The organism is Yoonia sp. (assembly GCF_965660735.1).
Taxonomy (GTDB): Bacteria; Pseudomonadota; Alphaproteobacteria; order Rhodobacterales; family Rhodobacteraceae; genus Yoonia.
The window spans coordinates 1-18,628 of sequence record NZ_CBFIBD010000035.1 but is presented as its reverse complement, the minus strand read 5'-3'; the positions used below and the strand labels follow the sequence as shown (position 1 = coordinate 18,628).

18 protein-coding genes, 1 tRNA gene and 1 pseudogene are annotated in these 18,628 nt (G+C 57.2%); 15 read left to right on the top strand and 5 right to left on the bottom strand.

Annotation, left to right across the window (positions count from 1 at the left end):
• The first annotated feature begins 29 nt into the window (after nucleotides 1-29).
• From ACTG4B_RS12330 to ACTG4B_RS12285, 10 genes and pseudogenes are all read left to right on the top strand, one after another.
• Complete coding sequence (locus ACTG4B_RS12330; RefSeq protein WP_439156002.1) at nucleotides 30-1,316, top strand: mechanosensitive ion channel domain-containing protein; 1,287 nt, start codon at nucleotides 30-32, stop codon at nucleotides 1,314-1,316.
• Nucleotides 1,317-1,379: 63 nt separating this feature from the next.
• A tRNA-Gln gene (locus ACTG4B_RS12325) sits at nucleotides 1,380-1,454 on the top strand.
• A gap of 207 nt (nucleotides 1,455-1,661) precedes the next feature.
• The gene (locus ACTG4B_RS12320) at nucleotides 1,662-1,922 is read left to right on the top strand and encodes a metallophosphoesterase (RefSeq protein WP_439156001.1); all 261 of its coding nucleotides are present in this window, start codon (nucleotides 1,662-1,664) and stop codon (nucleotides 1,920-1,922) included.
• Nucleotides 1,923-2,027: 105 nt separating this feature from the next.
• Nucleotides 2,028-2,546 (top strand): hypothetical protein, encoded by a 519-nt coding sequence (locus tag ACTG4B_RS12315; protein WP_439156000.1) that lies wholly within the window; start codon nucleotides 2,028-2,030, stop codon nucleotides 2,544-2,546.
• A gap of 4 nt (nucleotides 2,547-2,550) precedes the next feature.
• Nucleotides 2,551-2,670: pseudogene (locus ACTG4B_RS12310) on the top strand (IS3 family transposase); the annotation flags it as partial.
• A gap of 52 nt (nucleotides 2,671-2,722) precedes the next feature.
• Nucleotides 2,723-3,292 (top strand): NADPH-dependent FMN reductase, encoded by a 570-nt coding sequence (locus ACTG4B_RS12305; RefSeq protein WP_439155999.1) that lies wholly within the window; start codon nucleotides 2,723-2,725, stop codon nucleotides 3,290-3,292.
• Nucleotides 3,293-3,312: 20 nt separating this feature from the next.
• Nucleotides 3,313-3,480, top strand: a complete 168-nt coding sequence (locus ACTG4B_RS12300) for a hypothetical protein (RefSeq protein WP_439155998.1) — start codon at nucleotides 3,313-3,315, stop codon at nucleotides 3,478-3,480.
• Nucleotides 3,481-3,551: 71 nt separating this feature from the next.
• Nucleotides 3,552-4,118, top strand: a complete 567-nt coding sequence (locus ACTG4B_RS12295) for a hemerythrin domain-containing protein (RefSeq protein WP_439155997.1) — start codon at nucleotides 3,552-3,554, stop codon at nucleotides 4,116-4,118.
• Between the two features lie 10 nt (nucleotides 4,119-4,128).
• Entirely contained in the window at nucleotides 4,129-5,154 is a 1,026-nt protein-coding gene (locus ACTG4B_RS12290; protein ID WP_439155996.1) for a glutathione S-transferase C-terminal domain-containing protein, read from the top strand.
• Between the two features lie 410 nt (nucleotides 5,155-5,564).
• The gene (locus ACTG4B_RS12285; protein WP_439155995.1) at nucleotides 5,565-6,158 is read left to right on the top strand and encodes a nuclear transport factor 2 family protein; all 594 of its coding nucleotides are present in this window, start codon (nucleotides 5,565-5,567) and stop codon (nucleotides 6,156-6,158) included.
• A 123-nt stretch (nucleotides 6,159-6,281) separates the two neighbouring features.
• Here ACTG4B_RS12285 and ACTG4B_RS12280 read toward each other — a convergent pair whose 3' ends face one another.
• Complete coding sequence (locus tag ACTG4B_RS12280; RefSeq protein ID WP_439155994.1) at nucleotides 6,282-6,677, bottom strand: cupin domain-containing protein; 396 nt, start codon at nucleotides 6,675-6,677, stop codon at nucleotides 6,282-6,284.
• A 2-nt stretch (nucleotides 6,678-6,679) separates the two neighbouring features.
• Between ACTG4B_RS12280 and ACTG4B_RS12275 the strand changes: the two genes are divergently transcribed.
• Nucleotides 6,680-8,248: a winged helix-turn-helix domain-containing protein gene (locus ACTG4B_RS12275; protein ID WP_439155993.1), complete on the top strand. Its 1,569-nt coding sequence runs from the start codon at nucleotides 6,680-6,682 to the stop codon at nucleotides 8,246-8,248.
• Nucleotides 8,249-8,612: 364 nt separating this feature from the next.
• Here the strand turns inward: ACTG4B_RS12275 and ACTG4B_RS12270 are convergent, their stop codons facing one another.
• The 4 genes from ACTG4B_RS12270 to ACTG4B_RS12255 all read right to left on the bottom strand — a co-directional run bounded on the left by ACTG4B_RS12270 (nucleotide 8,613) and on the right by ACTG4B_RS12255 (nucleotide 12,962).
• Nucleotides 8,613-9,689 carry a hypothetical protein gene (locus tag ACTG4B_RS12270; protein ID WP_439155992.1) on the bottom strand — a complete coding sequence of 359 codons (1,077 nt, stop codon included), beginning with the start codon at nucleotides 9,687-9,689 and terminating at the stop codon, nucleotides 8,613-8,615.
• Nucleotides 9,690-9,750: 61 nt separating this feature from the next.
• On the bottom strand, nucleotides 9,751-11,028 hold the full coding sequence (locus ACTG4B_RS12265) for an extracellular solute-binding protein (protein ID WP_439155991.1): 1,278 nt from the start codon (nucleotides 11,026-11,028) through the stop codon (nucleotides 9,751-9,753).
• Nucleotides 11,029-11,064: 36 nt separating this feature from the next.
• Nucleotides 11,065-11,898 (bottom strand): carbohydrate ABC transporter permease, encoded by an 834-nt coding sequence (locus tag ACTG4B_RS12260; RefSeq protein ID WP_439155990.1) that lies wholly within the window; start codon nucleotides 11,896-11,898, stop codon nucleotides 11,065-11,067.
• Nucleotides 11,895-12,962: a carbohydrate ABC transporter permease gene (locus tag ACTG4B_RS12255; protein ID WP_439155989.1), complete on the bottom strand. Its 1,068-nt coding sequence runs from the start codon at nucleotides 12,960-12,962 to the stop codon at nucleotides 11,895-11,897. Before ACTG4B_RS12255 ends, ACTG4B_RS12260 begins: the two co-directional genes overlap by 4 nt.
• Nucleotides 12,963-13,084: 122 nt before the next feature.
• On the opposite strand from ACTG4B_RS12255, the gene ACTG4B_RS12250 reads away from it, so the two are divergent.
• The 4 genes from ACTG4B_RS12250 to ACTG4B_RS12235 all read left to right on the top strand — a co-directional run.
• The gene (locus tag ACTG4B_RS12250; protein ID WP_439155988.1) at nucleotides 13,085-14,110 is read left to right on the top strand and encodes a LacI family DNA-binding transcriptional regulator; all 1,026 of its coding nucleotides are present in this window, start codon (nucleotides 13,085-13,087) and stop codon (nucleotides 14,108-14,110) included.
• Between the two features lie 221 nt (nucleotides 14,111-14,331).
• Nucleotides 14,332-14,877, top strand: coding sequence for a Crp/Fnr family transcriptional regulator (locus tag ACTG4B_RS12245; RefSeq protein ID WP_439155987.1), 546 nt, complete (start codon nucleotides 14,332-14,334; stop codon nucleotides 14,875-14,877).
• Nucleotides 14,878-15,037: 160 nt separating this feature from the next.
• Nucleotides 15,038-17,047, top strand: coding sequence for a S9 family peptidase (locus tag ACTG4B_RS12240; RefSeq protein ID WP_439155986.1), 2,010 nt, complete (start codon nucleotides 15,038-15,040; stop codon nucleotides 17,045-17,047).
• A 67-nt stretch (nucleotides 17,048-17,114) separates the two neighbouring features.
• Nucleotides 17,115-18,628: pyridoxal-dependent decarboxylase (locus tag ACTG4B_RS12235; RefSeq protein ID WP_439155985.1), on the top strand; the 1,514-nt coding region annotated here is incomplete at its 3' end.

Sequence of the window (18,628 nt, the reverse complement as noted above, 5' to 3'; positions counted from 1 at the left end):
CTGGGGGCAGGCTGAACCGGATTGAACCCATGCGCATTTTCCTATTGCTTGCCCTTTTTCTGACCATTGCCCTGCCGGCCCCCGCGCAAGAGGCTACAAGCCCCATTACGACGGAAACCTCCGCACAGCAGGATGCGGCCATCGCCACGCGCATCCGCGAGATACTTGCGGAACTGGGCAATTACGGCAATGTCACGGTTTCGGTGAACGAAGGGGTGGTCACGCTGCGGGGCACCGCAACCTCTGTCATGGATGCGCAGGCGCTTGATCCCCTGGTCACCCGTGTGGAAGGGGTCGTTGCAGTCAAGAACGAGGTGACGGAAACTGCCGATATCAGCGAACGTCTGGACCCCGCGATTGACCGTTTCAAGGCAAGGGTCGAGCAGTTCATCATCTTTCTGCCCCTTGCCGCGATTGCCGCATTTGCATTTTTCACTGTGGTTCTTGTCGGTTTTGCGATTGCGCGTATGCGTCGCCCTTGGGAACAATTGGCGCCGAACGCCTTTGTCGCCGATGTATACCGGCAACTTTTGCGAATCGCATTTGTCATCATTGGAATCGTGATTGCGCTGGATATCTTGAATGCAACGGCCCTGCTCAGCACGATTCTGGGGGCCGCCGGGATAATCGGGCTGGCGTTGGGGTTCGCCGTGCGGGATACGGTGGAAAATTTCATCGCGTCGGTCATGCTGTCCTTTCGGCAACCGTTCCGGCCCAACGACACGGTCGAGATCAATGGCGATCTGGGCAAGGTCATTCGCCTGACCAGCCGGGCAACGATCCTTTTGTCCCTGGATGGCAACCATATTCGCATTCCAAACGCGACTGTCTTCAACAGCCGGATCATCAACTATACAAAGAACGCCGAGCGCCGGTTCATGTTTTCGATCATCGTGGACAGGGACGCAGATTTACAGGCAACCAGGGTTCTTGCGGAAAACACTGTGCAATCGCTGCCTTTTGTTCTGACAGAACCCGCCGCACAGACATGGATCGAGGCGCTGCACCCGTCCGGTATCGAACTGGTCGTGACCGGCTGGGTCGATCAGGACGAAACATCGATCGTGCGCGCCAAGGGCGAGGCGCTGCGGCAGGTCAAACTTGCGATCCAGTCCGCAGGCGTCACGATCCCCGACGCGACCCAGTCCGTCAGCCTGATACAGGAACCCAGCGCAACGCCCAGGCAACAGCACGAATCAACGACGGTCGAACCGGTTGCGGCCACCGATGACGCGGCCCTTGCCCGGATCGTCAAAGCCGAACGCGCGACAGAAGCGACCGAAGATCTGCTGCATAGTGACGGCCAAAAGGAATAGCGTTTTTTTGTGCAAACGGGGCTTGAACCGCCCCCGCCTTCGCAGTATCCAGCCTCACGCTGGTGGGATGTAGCCAAGTGGTAAGGCAACTGTTTTTGGTACAGTGTACCGTAGGTTCGAATCCTACCATCCCAGCCAGCGTTTTCCCCAAAGACATTGATTTTGTTTGTTTTTTAGGATTTGGGTTATTTTTTTCCCACTGCCTTTCCCACACAAGCAATCTGTCTGCTGCGTCTTGCTAGTATCAAGTTAGTCCCAGCTAGGCATAACTTTATGACGCCTAGCACGCGTAGCCATTGATTATTTGATCAGACTTCTCTGAGATCAAGCTACAGAGGAAATAGTATGTATGACATAATTCCAGACATCCATGGACAAGCAGCAAAACTAAAGGGAGCCCTCACTGAGCTAGGCTACCGCATGAGAAATGGTGCATGGCGGCATAGCGATCCAAATCGCCGAGTCGTGTTACTTGGTGATTTTATCGACCGAGGCCCCAAAAATGGTGAGGTTATTTGCATTGTGAGGTCGATGCTCGACGCCGGTACCACCTCTGCCGTAATGGGTAACCATGAACTCAATGCGATCCATTTTCATACAATATGAGATGACCCTCTGAGGGCGCACACTAAGCAAAATGTGGCGCAACATGCTTTGTTTCTACGTGAGTTCCCCTTACACTGCGCTGAGGCAAGGGAAGCAGTCGAATGGATGGCCAGTTTGCCACTTTATCTCGAATTTGGTGGCTTTAGAGCCATTCACGCATGCTGGGATGAAGCTTCTATGCAGAAGCTCAAAAAGCAAACACTGGACGGCACTCTGACCAACGAGCAACTGTGCACTGCTGCAGACCAGAACGATCCACTTTTCGATCTTGTCGAGACAGCGGTGAAAGGCCCGGGGCTGGAATTGCGGGACGGTCTGTCTTTCCTAGACAAAGCCGGACACGAGAGAACAAGCATTCGTCGAAAATGGTGGAATAGCAAAGCTAAAACATGGCGCGAGGTAGCGATATCCGTGCCCGACCTCGAAATGCTACCAGATGGGATATTGCCTGAAGGCATCTTGCAAAGTTCCTACCCAACGGACGCCTCACCAGTCTTCTTTGGACACTATTGGATGGAAGGCACACCACACCCTCAGGCGGATAATGCCCTTTGCCTAGATTACTCTGCGGGAAAAGACGGTCCTTTGGTTTCCGAAGCCCGAAAACGACCACGTGGTCAATGAGAAGCGGATCAGACGCTTGATGCGACTGATGGGCCTTATGCCGATCTATCAGAAGCCCAACACGAGCAGAGCCGCCAAGGGTCACAAGATTTACCCCTACCTGCTGCGTGGACTTCGCGTGGATCCCAGAGGTTCTCGGCCGCACCAATAGCCCTTTATCCTGATCGGAAAACGTCGTGTCCTTACCTTCCAATATCGTCGTCTTTGCCGCCAGTAACAGCATGCAGTCCATCAACAAGCGCCTTGTCTTGCATGCCGCCGGAATTCTTCAGGATGAATTCAAGGCGCATGTGGAAATTGAGGTTTTGGACCTGAACGATTATGAGATGCCGATCTACAGCCCCGAGCGCGAGGCACAGGGTATCTCGCGGCATGCACAGTATTTCTACAAAAAGCTGGGGGCGGCTGACGGGGTGATCATCTCGCTCGGCGAATATAACGGAGCTTACACCGCCTCGTTCAAGAACATCTTTGACTGGTGCAGCCGCATCAACATGAAGATTTTTCAAGATCGTCCCTTGATGCTGATGGCCACATCCATGGGTCGGCGTGGCGGCCAGAATGTGCTGGCTGCGGCGATGGGAGGCTTTCCCCATTTTGGCGCGAATATCACGTCCAACTTCAGCTTCGGCCCCTTCAACGAACATTTCGACAGGCAAACGGACCGGCTGACAACCCCGGAGCTTGCGCTGGACCTGCGCAAAGCAATTTCCACATTCTGCGACGCCATTGATGCGCGCGCATAAACTCCGAAAAGGAAAAACACTTGCCTCAGCCTCCAATTTCATTCTGTCTCAAGACCGCTGCTGGTCTTTGGGCCATTTGGAGCCTTGTCCACATGCTGGCGGGCGTCATGACCGTCTCGCTTGATACGCCCGATGCGGTTGCGGGCATTGCGGACGCCGTTGATCCCGCGCTGTTGGTTGGCACATAGCCGCCATGACGGCAGGCAGACTGGTGGGGCCGTCAAACCGGCCCCACCTTTGCTCGGAAAAGAGGTGTGACATGCTTGATACCTATCATATCCGCGAAGACGAGATGCCCGATGAGTTGCAAGTCCTGCTGGCCCGATATCCCCGCGACACATGGGAAGCCCATCCCGGGTTCCGCGAAAAGACCAGGCACTGGCTGGGCGCGCATCAGATGTTCCGCCGCGTGGCGGAACGCATTCGGCTGGATGCCGAAGCTGCGCTGAACAAGGACATTGCCTTGGACGACTTTGCCGGTCGGCTGTCCTACCATGGTGGCAACCTGGTCAGAAACCTGCATGCCCATCATGGCTGGGAAGACCACAGCTATTTCCCCGAACTTGCGGCGGCGGATCCGCGGTTCGCTGGCGGGCTTGAGGTGCTGGAACAGGATCACGCCGATCTTGACAAGGTGCTGGAAGATTTCACGCGGCAAGCCAACCGCGTGATCAAACTGACGACGGTCGACGCCGCACAGGCACATGACGAGGCCGGAGCAGTGCATGACACCAGCAAGGTTATCGCGGCCTTTTTGAAACGCCACCTGACGGATGAAGAAGACCTGGCCGTGCCGATCATCTTGCATTACCGGCTCAGAGGATGAATTAAGACGCATGACCAAAGATGTATCCGTCCAAGAGGACCAGACCCAAGCCACAGAACGCCGCGCACGAGGTGAATTCGTGCGCGGCATCAGCAACTTTCGCCATGCCATCGGCGATCCGGACTTTCCGCCGGAGCCTGGCCGGTATCATGTGTTCGTTGCGCTGAATTGCCCTTGGTGCCACCGCGTGACCTTGGCGCGCAATGTGCTGGGCCTGTGCGATAGCATCACGATGGATGTGGCATTCCCGAACCGGACAGATGATGACGACCCCGAAGGCCCGAACCTTTGGGAGTTTGCGCCCGACCGGATTGCGACATTGACAGGGAACGCCCTGCCCGAATGCACGCATGAGACGGGAACCGGAAAAGGTCTGCGTCTGGTCAAGCAGATTTACCGTGCCGAAGGCTCCGAAGAGCAGTCCGTTCCCATCCTATTTGACAAAGTCGCCGGTCGGATCGTAAACAACGAAAGTGCCGAGATCATCCGCATGCTCGATGCACATGCCGAGGCCTTGGGGAGCACAATCCCGAATTCAGAACGGGTGCGGCTTTACCCCGACCAGCCAGCACCTCAGCAAGAGATCGACGCATTGAATGAATTGGTCTACACGACCATCAATAACGGTGCCTACAAGGCCGGATTTTCCTCTGACCAAGCGGTCTATGCTGCCGCCTTTGACGCCTATTTCGAGACACTTGCAGCGCTTGACAGCCTGCTATCTGATGGTCGCTCGTTTCTTACGGGGCAAGATTTCACCGAGGCCGATCTGCGCCTGTTTCCGACACTCTACCGCCACGATCCAGTCTATTACGTTCGTATGAAACTGAACGGTGCGCAAATACTTTGTTACCCCCACCTTTGGCGCTGGCTTTGCCGTGTCCATGCATTGCCCGGCATCGCACAGGCGGGATCATTGATACATTGCCGCCAAGGTTATTTTGGGCGTAGCTGGAATGGGGTCGTGCCCCAGGGCCCCTTCAAACCAATGAAATACCCCGAAGCTTACTATCATCCCCAGCTTGCTTCCATCTAATAGAAATGGCCAAGGCCTGGCCTGACCATGTTATGAAAAGCAGCCATTGGCGCAGCCGCAGCGCATGTCGATGTTTCTCGAAACTGCCCCTCGTGGGCCGCGCGACGAAAGCCCGGAGGGGGCCCGACTTCAGCAATGCTGCGTTTGCCCTCATGTAAACCGATGCGCTGTCGCCCGCTGCTTCCTTGATGCTCAACCGCGCCGGGATGCGCTCCTGAGAGAGATGCAGCTCGACACCGTTCAAGGCGGCTCTGACGCCTGATCGCCTGCGCGCAGCGGGCCACGCACTTGAACGACCCAAACCCAACCGAAATGACTTTTCTGATGAAGAAGACCATCTTCGCAGTAGCCGCGGCTGTTGTGGTTGCCACCGGCGCATTTGCCGATGACACCATATCCACGAAAAAATCGTGGGCGCATTTCTGGGCGCCGCGTTGCAGCAAGACGCCGCAACAATGCAAGAGTTGGCGAACGCCGATTACATTCAACACAGTCCCTTCATTCCAAACGGGCTTGATCCGTTCATCGGGCTACTGCCTGTTTTGAAAGTGCACGGAACGATGGCTGAAAACATCCGCATGTTCAAAGACGGAGACTACGTCTTCATGCACAATATCTGGCGGAATGCGGCCCCGTTCGGGGCTGATGAGATGGTGTCTTTCGACATCATCCGGGTGGACGAGAATGGAAAAGTCGCAGAACACTGGGATGCAATGACGCCACTGGCCACGGAAACAGCCAGCGGCAGAACACAGACTGACGGCCCGGCCAAGATCACCGACTACATCAGCGCCGAGAGCTACGCCCAGCACAACCACCGCGCAGACAACAAAACCCACCCCCGCAGGCGGAAACACCCTTCGCCGCCTGCGGGGGCAAAAAACCAAAGCAATCGGGACGGCGCGCCGTTCAGCCTGCCGAAGGGAAAAGGAACACAGGATGGCCGATCGCCATGCCCAGCGTCTTGTCTTGGGCATCTTGGCTCTTCGCAAGCTGTGGCCTGACCCAAGCCTCAGGTCAGGTATCGCCCTAGCATCCGCTTCTCGGCAGTGCCAAGTGCTGAAAGCGCCAAGACCACTGGAACAATGTCCGCTTCAAGCCGACAGCGGTCATCCGGCCCGGTTGTCCTATTGTGCAATCATGAGGGGCTTACCTGCCTCGCCGAACTGAAAGACCACGAATTTCGCACGGTCGGTTGCACTGAAATTCGAGCCGACCATTCCAAGGTCCGGCAATTCGTAGAATGCTTCGCCGGCGGAATAAACGACAGGGTCCGTGCCATCGACGTCCAGTTGCAGCGACCCTTCCAATATGTAGACAAACAATTGACCCGGATGGATGTGGTGATCCGTTCTCCATCCAGGATCCACATCAAACAACAGGATCTTCGCTTCTGTGTTCGGCATGCCCTGGATCGGGGTGGTCAGCACCGGCGTAAGCGTCGTTTCCGCCACTGCAGGTGCAAGAGAGATGCCGCAGAGGGCGATAGCTGCGACGACGGTCGCGAAAGCACGTTTTCTCATGTTTGGCTCCTGAAAAAAATGCGCAGGCCACTTATGGCATGTGCTATGTGTTGCCAGTGTTCCTCAGAGGTCGCGAGATGTCAGGAAATCCACCCGAAAAGAATCTGAAAAATACTGAAATCATTTCGTGCGGAGATTTCTGGTTCGATACCAAGTCGCTGGAGCTTTTCGACATTGACTGGCAGCCGGTTCCGCTGCGCCATCAATCGGCACTAGTGTTGGGCGAGCTTGCAAGAACACCGTGCGAGGTCGTCTCGAAGGACAATCTGGTCAATACGGTCTGGGGCAAGTCTTTTGTTAGCGATGACAGCCTTGTGCAGTGCATCAAAGGCATCAGAAAGGCGATACGCGATACAGACCGGAAAATCATCCGGACGGTTTCCCGAACGGGCTATCGTCTGGATATCAAGCAGCCCGCTCCTCCCGCCAGCCTGAAACCAGGAATCCTGATAGACAAAATTCAAGGCACCGGCCATTCGCAGGCAGGAAGGGAATTCGCGGAAGACTTCCGCGATAAACTGGTGCTGGTCACCGCGCCGCGCTCCGGGGTGCGCATATTCACCTTGGACAGCACCCCATCGTCGGCCGATTACGTTGTTCAGGGTCGCGTGAGTGTTTGCGGCGAACGCGTCAAATTCTTCCTCTCACTCTCCGAAGTGAAATCCCGCGGGCATTTCTACGCCGAGTCCTTCGATTGCGACTTATCGGAAACCCATCGGCTTGCAGAGGAAGTGGCCCGAAAGATCGCCAGCGTGCTGCGCATCAGCGTTATTGCCCACGAGGGTGAGAGGTTTGCAGACAGTCCAGACGAGCGACTTGATCTCCAGCAATTGCTGGCCAAGGCGCATTATTTCTACAGCCGTATCACACTGCCGGATACCAAGATCGCCCGCGCCACCATGCAGGCCGCTGTCAGGATGTCTCCGGACAATCCCAAGGCGTTGGCACTGCTTGCGCATTCGGCAACACAAATGCACCCCTTGATCCGGATTAACCCCTGCAAAAGCGAAACCGACTGGGCGATGTCGCTGGCCGACAAGGCGGTCGCTGTTGGCGCGTCTTCCAGTTTCGCGTTTCGCACCCGCGCCAACCTGCGGCTTTGGCTGCTTGGGGATCACGTTGGGTGTCGCGCTGATTGCGCCCGTGCCCTGGCGATCAACCCCAATTTCTACCTTGCGCATCTGACACTTGCCACAAGCGATATCCTGGCAGGGGCGCACATCGCCGGAATTGAGCGGATGCATTCCTTTGTTTGCCTGACGACAATCGACCCGCAGTACCCATATTTTCAATCGCTGATCGGATTGGCCTGGATCTTGGCCGGCAACTCCGAGTCTGCAATTCAGTTCTCAAAAGAAGCCCATGAAAGGTCACCAAAGGCCTCATGGCACGCAATGGTCTATGCCGCTGCAGTTTCGGCTGATGTGTCGATCATCAGAACCAGAAATTTCCAAGATATGATTAAAAAGCTAGAATTGCCGTTTGGGCATTTCAGGTCAATTCCGTTCTCCGACGTAAGAAATGCTGAAACGTTGGAAGCGAGGCTCAGTGCCGCAGGTGTCGAGAAATAGTGGCGCCAGCACTCGATCGCGCCTTCGCGGGTGCCGCAGTGAACGAACAACCATAGCAGAGGTCCTTTTTGTCCGCGTGTCGTTTGTAAAGACGGGCCACAGCAATAAATCGGTTTGAAATCAGCCAAGATCGGCCCGATTGAACGACCGCTTCGGTGAAATGTTCTGCACTGCAAAACGAGCGACGCTGCACATGCCACGTTTTTCTGCACTTGCATTCTCTGCGACGGCATCAATCCGGAGAGTACGCACGGCGGCGTAACTTGGCTCTGCCAATGGCTGCAAAGGGCCGTTGCCTGCTTCAGCCAGCGCGGGGATTGCGCAATATCCCATCGTACCTTTCAACTGACGTATCAGGATAAGTTCAGCCCCCCCGCAGCACCTGCCGCAGGAGGCTTGTTTCGGCCCCATCATAGGGCGCGCCCGTTTCATCCAGAAGATCATGAAACCAGACAGAACGATCAGCAACGCCGCCATGCGCAAGAACCAGATCGGCGGGCCAAGGCAGGTTCGTCTGCGTCCTGCCCTTGACCAGCCCCCATTGAAAACACCCCACATTGCCAGTCTGAAAGACCTCGAGCTGATCGGATATCCGGCTGCCAACAGGCCGTGCCATCCACTCGGTGCACAGCATCGGGCGGTTCAACGCGGCAAGATGGGTGATAAATTTGCGGACATGGGCACTGTCCCAATAGGCATGAAAGGTGACAATATCGGACATGGCCAACGCACTTTGATCAATATCGGTTTGGTAGGGGGCATTCGATGACCCCGGCAGCGGTGTGGACCACGCCCCCACCGTCACCGGCTGGACCGGCAATTCTTCGCGGCTCCATGCAAAACTTGCCTCCATCAGATCAAAGCTGGCTGCAGAAAAGTCGGGCTGGTAGGATTGCGAACCGGAGGCCTCAAATACCATGCGATTTCCCGGTTCATTATAAAGATCCCAAAACAATATCCGGTTGTCTGACCTGAAGGTGTGAACAACGTCCCGAACATAGTCTTCGAATGCAGGCCAAAGCGACCGATCCAGTAGCGCCGCACGACCAGGACTGGCCACCGCGCGACTGTTGTGAACGCCTGGCACTGGATCGGGTTGGGGCCCATAGTCCGGTTCGGATCCGCCAAAACCACAGTCGTCAAAAAGGCATGGAACGGTTCTGATCCCAAGATCACTGGCGGTTTGCATCAGCCAATCCAGCCGTTCCAAAAGGCCGCTGCGGTCATGTTTCCAGATCAGGAAATGCAGATTGACCCGCAAAGCGTTAAAGCCGACATCCGCAGCCCAGCCCAGTTCGCGCTGAATCGTGGCCCGGTCGAATGTGTCTGCGTGCCACATCTCGATGAAGTTGACAGCGGTGGAAGGCAGAAAATTAAATCCACAAACCCAGCCCTGTTCGGCCCACCATGCGTTTGCCTTTTCTGCGCTCCATTGGTTCACGTCATTGATCCTTTGCATCAAGGGGTGCTCTGGCCGCGCACCCGCGGCCAGAGCCAGCCTCCTAGCGGTCCAGTAGGTCCTGAACTTCGGCTTCGGCGTCAGAGAGCGCCACATCAACGGGTTTGCCGGTCAGCCAGATCGCCTGCAATTCGCGGTTCAGCACGTCCTGAATGGCACCGTAACGCTCTGATGGGGGGGTATCGCGGGCGATGGCCGCAGTGCCAGTGTACTCATCGCGGTGCGGCAAACTGGTGTATTCGTCGCTTGCAATAACAGATTTGCGCACTGCCATGTGGCCGGTGCGTGCCCAATCGACATTGTGATCGTTGATAAAGGCCAGAACCCGGAGCGCGGCCATGTATTTTTCCTGATCCGCCTGAACCGATGCCGGTATTGCCCACATGTGGCTGTCGGCCCAGGTTGCACCGCTGTCAAAAAGCGTCGGAAAGTCGGCGACATAGTAATCGTCCAGACCCACTTCGGGTTTCGCAGCCTCTGCGCTATAGAAATCAACAACCCATGTGCCGTTGACAAGAATGGCAGCCTCGCCATTCAGAAAGGCTTGCTGGCTGTCGGCATAGTTCAGCTGCGGATTAGCCAGATCAGCGTCGAACAACTGCGTGATTGATGTCACTGCATTGGCGGCTGCGGCGTTATCCAGAGTTGCGGTATCGCCATCAAATATGTTGGCGTTCTGCTGCCACATCAGGGCAAGCACAAGGCGCACACCGATGGGAAACTGCGCAAAGTCGGCGGCCAGATAATTCTGCCCGGTCGCATCCTTGACCATCTGCGCGTGTTCACGCAGCTCCTCGGGCGAGGACGGCAGGACCGGCGCGCCGTTTTCCACCAGACCTGCGGCTTCCATCAGATCCATGTTTACATGCCAAAGGTTGGCGTGGAAATCCATCGGGATACCGTAGATACCGCCATCGAAGCTGACCGCGGCCAACGCGTTTTCAGACCAGTCAGCAGGATCGATGCCTGCCGCCGCAAGGTCGCCCGAAATATCCGCCAAGGCACCAAGGCCCGCGAATTCTGGAATCCGGTGGCGGTGCATCACATGAACGTCGGGTGGCGTGCCGCCGGCATAAGACGCCTTGATCTGGTCATAGTAGTTGCCCCAGTCGGTCGGCAGCGTCGTGATACTGATCCCGTCCAGTTCCGCATCGGCGGCGTTGATGATCGACTGGATGATACAGGCCTCGCCCACGCTCGCTTTGGTGTCGGTCCCCGCGTCCTCGCAGGCACCAAAGAACCGGCCCAGCGTAACTTCTTGTGCCGTTGCCCCGGTTACGACCGTGGCGGCGACGGCGGCGCCAATGATGAGATGTCTCATATCTTTCCTCCCTAATTGGGGCGCGGCGGCCCCGGTTTACCCCTTGCTTCCGCCAACGGTCATGGCTTGCACCACGTATCGCTGGAAGATCAGGAAAATCAGCACAACCGGAAGCGAGGCGATGACCCCCGAGGCCATGACACGGCCCAGCCCTTCGGATTGTGCGAAATTGGATTGAATGCTGGCCAGACCCAGCGTGATCGTGAAAAATTCCTGCCGCTGCGCCGATACAAGCGGCCATAGATAATCGTTCCACGCATAAAGAAACGTCAGGATCGCCAGCGTCATCATCGCAGGCCGCGCCAGCGGCAGCATGACATGCCAGAAAATCTGCAACCATGTGACGCCATCCAGCCTTGCGGCCTCTTCGATGTCACTTGGGATTGCCTTGAAAAACTGCATCATCAGGAACACGCCGATGGGCACAGCCATGCGTGGCAGGATCAGTGCATGATAACTGTTGTGCCAGCCCAAATCGGCAAACATTGTATAGAGTGGAATGAACACGGCCTGTTCCGGCACCATCAGCCCGACCAGGCAGATCAGGGTAATCGACCGTTTGAACGGAAACTCCAGCCGCGCCAGCGCATAGCCTGCCGTGGTTGAAACCAGCAGAACGCCAAGTGTCATCCCCACCGCAACGATGACAGAATTGAGAAACCAAAGCGGCGTTTGCCCGAAAGCGAAAAGCGCCCCATAGTTTTCCGCGGTAAAGGGTATGGGGATCAAGCCAAACGCAGTCGTCGACGTGGTCCGCGCGAGGACTTCGTTGGGCTGAAATGACAAAGACACCATCCAGATCGTTGGCACCAGCCAGATAAAGGCAGGAATGGCAAGCGCCATGACGAGCCAGTAATAGCTACGACTCATTTTGCATCCTCCCGGCCAAGCACGAACTGCAAAACCGCAAACGCCCCCATGATGACAAAGAGAAACACCGCCATGGCAGAGGCACGGCCCAATTCACTGTCACGAAACGCGGTCTGATAGATGTAGCGGACCAGCACTTGGGTGGTGTCGTTCGGTCCGCCCTGAGTCATCAGATGCGCCTGTCCGAAAACCTGAAACTGCAAGATCACCTGCAACACGATCACAAGGGTGATCGTGCGTTTCAGATTTGGCAGCGTGATATACCAAAACGCCCTTGCGCCAGTGGCGTTATCCAATGCTGCGGCTTCGTAAAGATCTCTGGAGATATCCTGAAGCCCTGCCAGGAACAGGATCATCGCAATCCCCAGCGACCACCAGATCGTCGTGATCACGATCGCGGCCATGGCAAAATTTTCGTTCGTCAGCCAGACGATCGGCGACCCGCCAAACGCCTCGGTGATATTCGCGATCAGGCCTTGGCGGGGCGAAAACATGATCTGCCAGATCAATGTCACGACCGTCACCGACAATATCTGGCTGAGAAAGAACAGCGTCCTGAAAACCGTCATTGCCTTGGTTTCGCGGTTCAGTGCGGCGGCCAGCAGAACGGCAATGATTGTCACGCCGGGTACGGTAAACCCCACAAATACCAAGGTGTTGCCGACCGTTGGCCAGAACCGCCGGTCATACCAACGCCCCCCTTCGCCGGGATGAAAACCGGGGAGGACGATGAACAGGATCGCCGCAATGCCCAAGGCAATCGCGGTCACTCGGTTCACCCAGCCCATCCGGCGAAGGAAGATCGCAGTCACGATGCCGGCAAGGCCCGCGAGCTGTAAAACCGGGGCAGCAAATGCGCCCCACGTGATGCCCCTGCCCCACATGACGCGTTCATAATTGCGCAAGCCGACGAATTCCTTGGCGTCGGGGTTGAACGCCACCGCCATCAGGTTCCAATCGTGCAGCGAAATCCAGATGCCGCGAAAGAACGGGTAGACCAGGAAAAGCGCATATGTCAGCAAAAACGGCATGAGCAGCACAAAGGCCGCCTGCGGTTGCGTCATTCTCCGCGTTGATCCGCGTCTTTGCGACATTTGCCCTCCCCGCAAATTCTGTCGTCGATTCTTTTTGCTAATTATTATTAGCAATATTTATTAGCTGAACGCAAGTGTGTAAGGTCTGGCCTATGTCAGCTCCGCCCAATCCCCCGCCAAACCGCGTGACAATGAAGGACATCGCCTTGGCGGCAGGTGTGTCCCAATCAACCGTATCCTTTGTGCTGAACGGGCAAGAGGACATGCGGATCAGTGCCGAAACCCGCAAACGGGTGATGGATGCAGTGGCCACATTGGGCTATCGGCCACGTGGCGCAGGACGCCCGCCGAAAACGGCAGGGCTACGGGTTGTCGGCCTGATGATCGACGAAATCGCGACAAGCCCCTTTGCCGCAATTTCCATCGAGGGCGTTCAGGAAGAGGCATGGAAGCAAAACGTATTGGTCGAGGTCGTCATGACCGGCGGCGACAAGACCTATGAGAACGCGACCTTGCGCAAATGGGCGGCCGATCGTGTCGAAGGTGTGATTTATGGTTCGATCCTGACCCGCAAAGTGACGCCGCCGGATGCCCTGTCACAGCATAAATCGGTCTTGTTGAATTGTTATGACGCAAACGGTCGTTTTGCCTCAATCGTTCCTGCGGAGCGGCGCGGCGGCGAAGCGGCAGCCGAAATGCTGATCAGGGCCGGCCACCGCAAGATCGCCTTTATCACCGGTGAAAGCTGGATGGAGGCCGCCGACCAGCGAATGGAAGGATACGAGCGCGCCTTGCGCGCGGCGGGCATTCCGATTGACCCCAACCTGATCGTCGAAGGCAATTTCCTGCCAAGTGGTGGCCGAGCCGCCACCTTGCGCCTGCTTGACGGGCCGATCCGACCCCACGCGATCTTTTGCGCCAATGACCTGATGGCTGTCGGTTGCTACGAGGCGCTAAAGGAACGGGGCGAGCGGGTCGGGGAAACTATGGCTGTCATGGGGTATGACGATCAGGAAATTGCCCAACATCTTTCACCGGCCCTGACCACAGTGCTATTGCCCCACCGCGACATGGGAAGCTGGTGCGCGCAATATTTGCTGTCCAACGCGCCCCCCGAAATTTCACAGAGGCGTCTGGAGTGCCCGGTCGTGATCCGACACTCGCATTTTCTGTCCTGACCAGACGTGTGACATCGCCGCAAAAGGCCGAAGCTGTTGCATGTAACAGGCCGTTCCCTCCTAATGTGTTTGCGTAGTGCAGATATGCCACGCCACCCTGCCCCGGCTGGTGACACAAAAAGGACAGCAGCAGTATGACTTATGCGGAACTGATCGGCTGGGCGGCAGCGCTGGCCACCTTTACGACTTTCATGATGAAGACCATGTTGCCGTTGCGGTCCGTGTCGGTTGTCGCCAACCTTTTGTTCATCACATACGGCGGCCTGGCGCACAGCATGCCCGTGCTTGTACTGCATCTGATGCTTTTGCCATTGAACGTTTTCCGTCTTGTCGAAATTTTTCGTACAACACGATTGATCCGTGCGGCACAACCGTCGGACGGACTGCCGATCAGCATTACAGCGTATTTCAAGATTGTCGAAAAACCAGCTGATGCAGTGCTCTTTCGCCGCGGCGATCCGGCAGATAGCGTCTATTATCTCAAGTCGGGCCGCATCTTGCTGGAAGAAATCAATCAAGAAATGCAGGTAGGTGAAATTTTTGGCGAAGTCGCATTCTTTAGCAAAAGCCACGTTCGCACACTGACGGCGCGCTGCATCAGCAAGTGCGAGATCGCCGCAATATCAGAGGCCGAATTCACGCGGCTGTTTTACCAGGATCCAGCGTTCGGTTTTTTCATCCTGCGCCTTCTTGCAGAACGCCTTGACGATAACATGGCACGCGCTTGCACAGATCATTCTGACCATGCACAGCACAAGCCTGTCTGATTTGCCCCTAAGCGGCTTATAAAATCTTAACAAAAGTTGTTGCGGTACCAGACGATCTCGCCCTAGGCTTGTGTCAGCGGCCAAAGTCAGGGGAAAACAGGTGGCCAATCCGGCACCACACAAACAAGTCCGGTCCTTTGGTGCCTGGGATTCTGCTATAGTGCCCGAAGCGATTGCGACGGGCACCCGCAAGATAGAGCAGATATGCCTTGACGGTGCCGATATCGTCTGGATCGAAAGCCGCCCCGAGGAAAGTGGCCGCAGCGCGGTGATGCGCTGGAGCGCCGACACCGGGGCCTGCGATGTCACCCCGCGCTGGTACAACGCCCGCACACTGGTGAATTCCTATGGCGGTGGTGCCATGGCCGTGCGCGCCGGCACGGTCGTCTTTACCCAGTTCGCGTCCGAGGCCTTTCCCAAGACGTCCGATCAGCGTGTCCACCGCATGGATCCGGGCAAGCTGCCTGAGCCGATTACACCGCTTGTCGCCGCAACCTATGCCGATTTCGAAATCGATCAGGCCAACAGTGTCGTCTATGCCGTCATGGAAGAAACGACGGTCAAGACAAATGGTCAACCGACCCAGACGCTGGTTGCACTGGACCTGGCGGGCACGCGACCGCCACGTATTCTGGCAAGCGGCGGCGATTTCTATGCAGCACCGCGCCTGTCGCCGGATGGACGGCGGTTGGCATGGATTACGTGGAATTATCCGTCGATACCCTGGGAAGGGACACAGCTTTGGGTGGCGGACATTGACCCATCCGGCGATCTGCGCCCGGCGCAACGTATCGCTGGCCAGCCAGCGCAGGATATCGACCCGCTGCAAAATCCTGTGCTGCAACAGCTGATGGGTTTTTCCGACACGGCCATCGTGCGGCCGGTCTGGTCGCCGGGTGGACAGCTCTATGCCGTGTCCGACCAAATAGAGATTGCGGGGGATCGCTGGGCCAACATCTGCCGTGTCGTGGGCAACGAATTGGTGCCCGTCACCCGCGAGGCAGCCGAATTCACCGATCCCGCATGGCGGTTGGGTGGCGCATCATTCGGCTTTGCCTCTGAGGGGGAAATCATCGCGGCCATAACCCGCGACGGCACATGGTCCTTGGCCCGCGTGGACACCGCCACAGGAGATGTGGCGGTCATAGACACATCCTTTACCGCGATCCAGCACCTGCATGTCAGCGATGGCGCAGCGGTGTTTCTAGGCGGTTCCTTCACACAGCCATCGGGCATCTACCGGATGGACCTTGGAACCGGGCAGATCCGGCTGATCAGATCAACCAGCCCACCGCTTGACGATACCGTGGTCGCATGTCTGGCCGCACCGCAGTCGGTCACCTTTTCCAGCGGGCCGGGTGGCATGGCCACGGCGCACGCTTTTCACTACCCGCCCTGCAACCCCCGCTTTCAAGGACCGGCGGGTGAAACTCCTCCGTTGATCGTCATGATCCACGGCGGCCCGACCGCGGCAGCCGGCACTTCACTTGACCTGATGATCCCGTTTTTCACCTCGCGCGGTTTTGCCGTCGTCGATGTGAATTATCGGGGCAGCACCGGATTTGGCCGCGCATTCCGGCGGGCGATCTATGGCAATTGGGGCAAGGTCGATGTCGAAGACTGCATCGGCGCGATTGACGCGCTTGTCGCCAAGGGCCAGGCCGACCCGCACCGGGTCGTCTCGCGTGGCGGGTCGTCAGGGGGTTATACGACACTTGCGCTGGCGACCTTCACCGATCGGCTGAGTGCGGCGGCCAGTTATTACGGCATTTCCAATCTGGCGATGATTGCCAAGGTCACGGACAAGCTCGAGGCACATTACGCCGAACTTTTGCTTGGCCCCTACCCGTCGGCGTCAAAGCTGTTTCGCGCCCGCTCTCCTCTGTTCCATGCGGATCTTATCGATTGCCCGATCATTCTGTTCCAAGGCACCGAGGATCCGGTCGTGCCCCCCGAACAGGCGCGCGTGCTGATTGATGAGATGAATACCCGCAAACTGCCTCATGCCTACGAATTCTACGATGGCGAGAGCCACGGGTTTCGCAAGGCCGCGTCGATCATCGGCGCGCTGGAGGAAGAATTGTCTTTCTACGGCACGTTCCTTGGCTTTACGCCACAAGGGCCGTTGCGGGCACCGTTGATCCACAACCACACAGGCGAGACGCATTAAAGACGGCACCGACCGCGCAATTCAGACGTGGCGGTTCTCAAGAACTTAATTTTAAAGGAGTATTTCCGTGACCCAGCGCCATCGCAGCCATGATTTACACAAGTCGATGGATGCCTTCCGGCGCAACCATCCAGACAAGCTCAGCCTGAACAAACCCGCACCTGTCAGCACACCTGCGGCTTGGTTTCTTGGCCCCAAAGGCGAAAACGAGGACGTGCTGCGTGACCTGATCGGCCGCGCGATCACTGCAAACATTCAAGCACGCCGTGATTATCACCCCGATGATCCCCGGATGGCCCCCGACGCCGTTTTTGAGCAGGAAAACGCGGCCTATCACAACGCGGTCACATTGATCGGTGACCGTCTGGACGAGATGCTGGCGCATCTGCGCGCATCGATTCCGCTGTCCAGTTATCGCAACCAGTCGCATATGTATTGGGACACAACGCTTCCGGCGGTGGTGGGGCATTTCGCGGGGCTGCTTTACAACCAGAACAATGTCGCAACCGAGGCGTCGCCCGTCACGACACTGTTGGAGATGTCGGTCTGCGACGATATTTGCCGCATGCTGGGGTTTCGCGATCCCGAAACCGACAGCGATCTGCCGCGTCCCTGGGGGCACATCACCTGCGACGGGTCTGTCGCCAACGCTGAATCGATCTGGGCAGCCCGCAATCTGAAATACTTGCCACTGACGCTTGCAGATGCGATCCGTCATGATGACCGGCTGACATCCGCCAGAACGCTGACCCTTGTGACACTGAATGGTAAGCGGCGGCGGCTGCTGGATCTGGATACATGGGAACTTTTGAATATTCCCGTGGACGAAGCGATCGGACTGTCGGCACGACTGACCGCAACAATCGGAATCGCGCCCGACGTCGTCGCCGCCGCGATCGCGGGCCGCACCCTGGCCGATCTGGGCATGATCGAATTTGCGCGCCGGTTCCTGCCCGACACACCGGCACCTGTCATACTGGCCCCTGCCACCGCGCATTATTCGTGGCCCAAAGGCGCGTCGCTGGTCGGTTTGGGTCGGACAAGCGTTTTGCCCGTGCGCGTCGATCTGGACGGGCGCATGGATACGGTTGATCTGCGCCGTCACCTGGACCGCTGCCTGGCCGAAAAACGCCCCGTGCTGGAAGTGGTTGCCGTGATGGGCACAACCGAAGAAAGCGCTGTCGATCCGCTGGCCGATATCGCGGATATTCGGGACGAGTATCGTGACCTTGGCCTTGAATTTACACTCCATGCCGATGCCGCCTGGGGTGGGTATTTCGCGTCTATCCTGCGGCCTTCGAAACTTGAGCGCGAGATTGCCGAACGGGGCCTGCAAGGCACCGACGAAGAGGCGCGGCTTTTGTCGCGCCATCTGGGCGTGCAAGAGGCCCACAGCGGCGCGGACCAGCGCCCCGACCTTGATGATATATATTTCGCGCATGATCTGGGCATGTCACCCGGGATGATGATGGGCCCCTATGTGACCCGCCACTATGGCGCCTTTGACCGCTGCGACACGATCACGGTCGATCCGCACAAGGCGGGGTTCGTCCCCTATGCCGCAGGAACGCTGGCCTATCG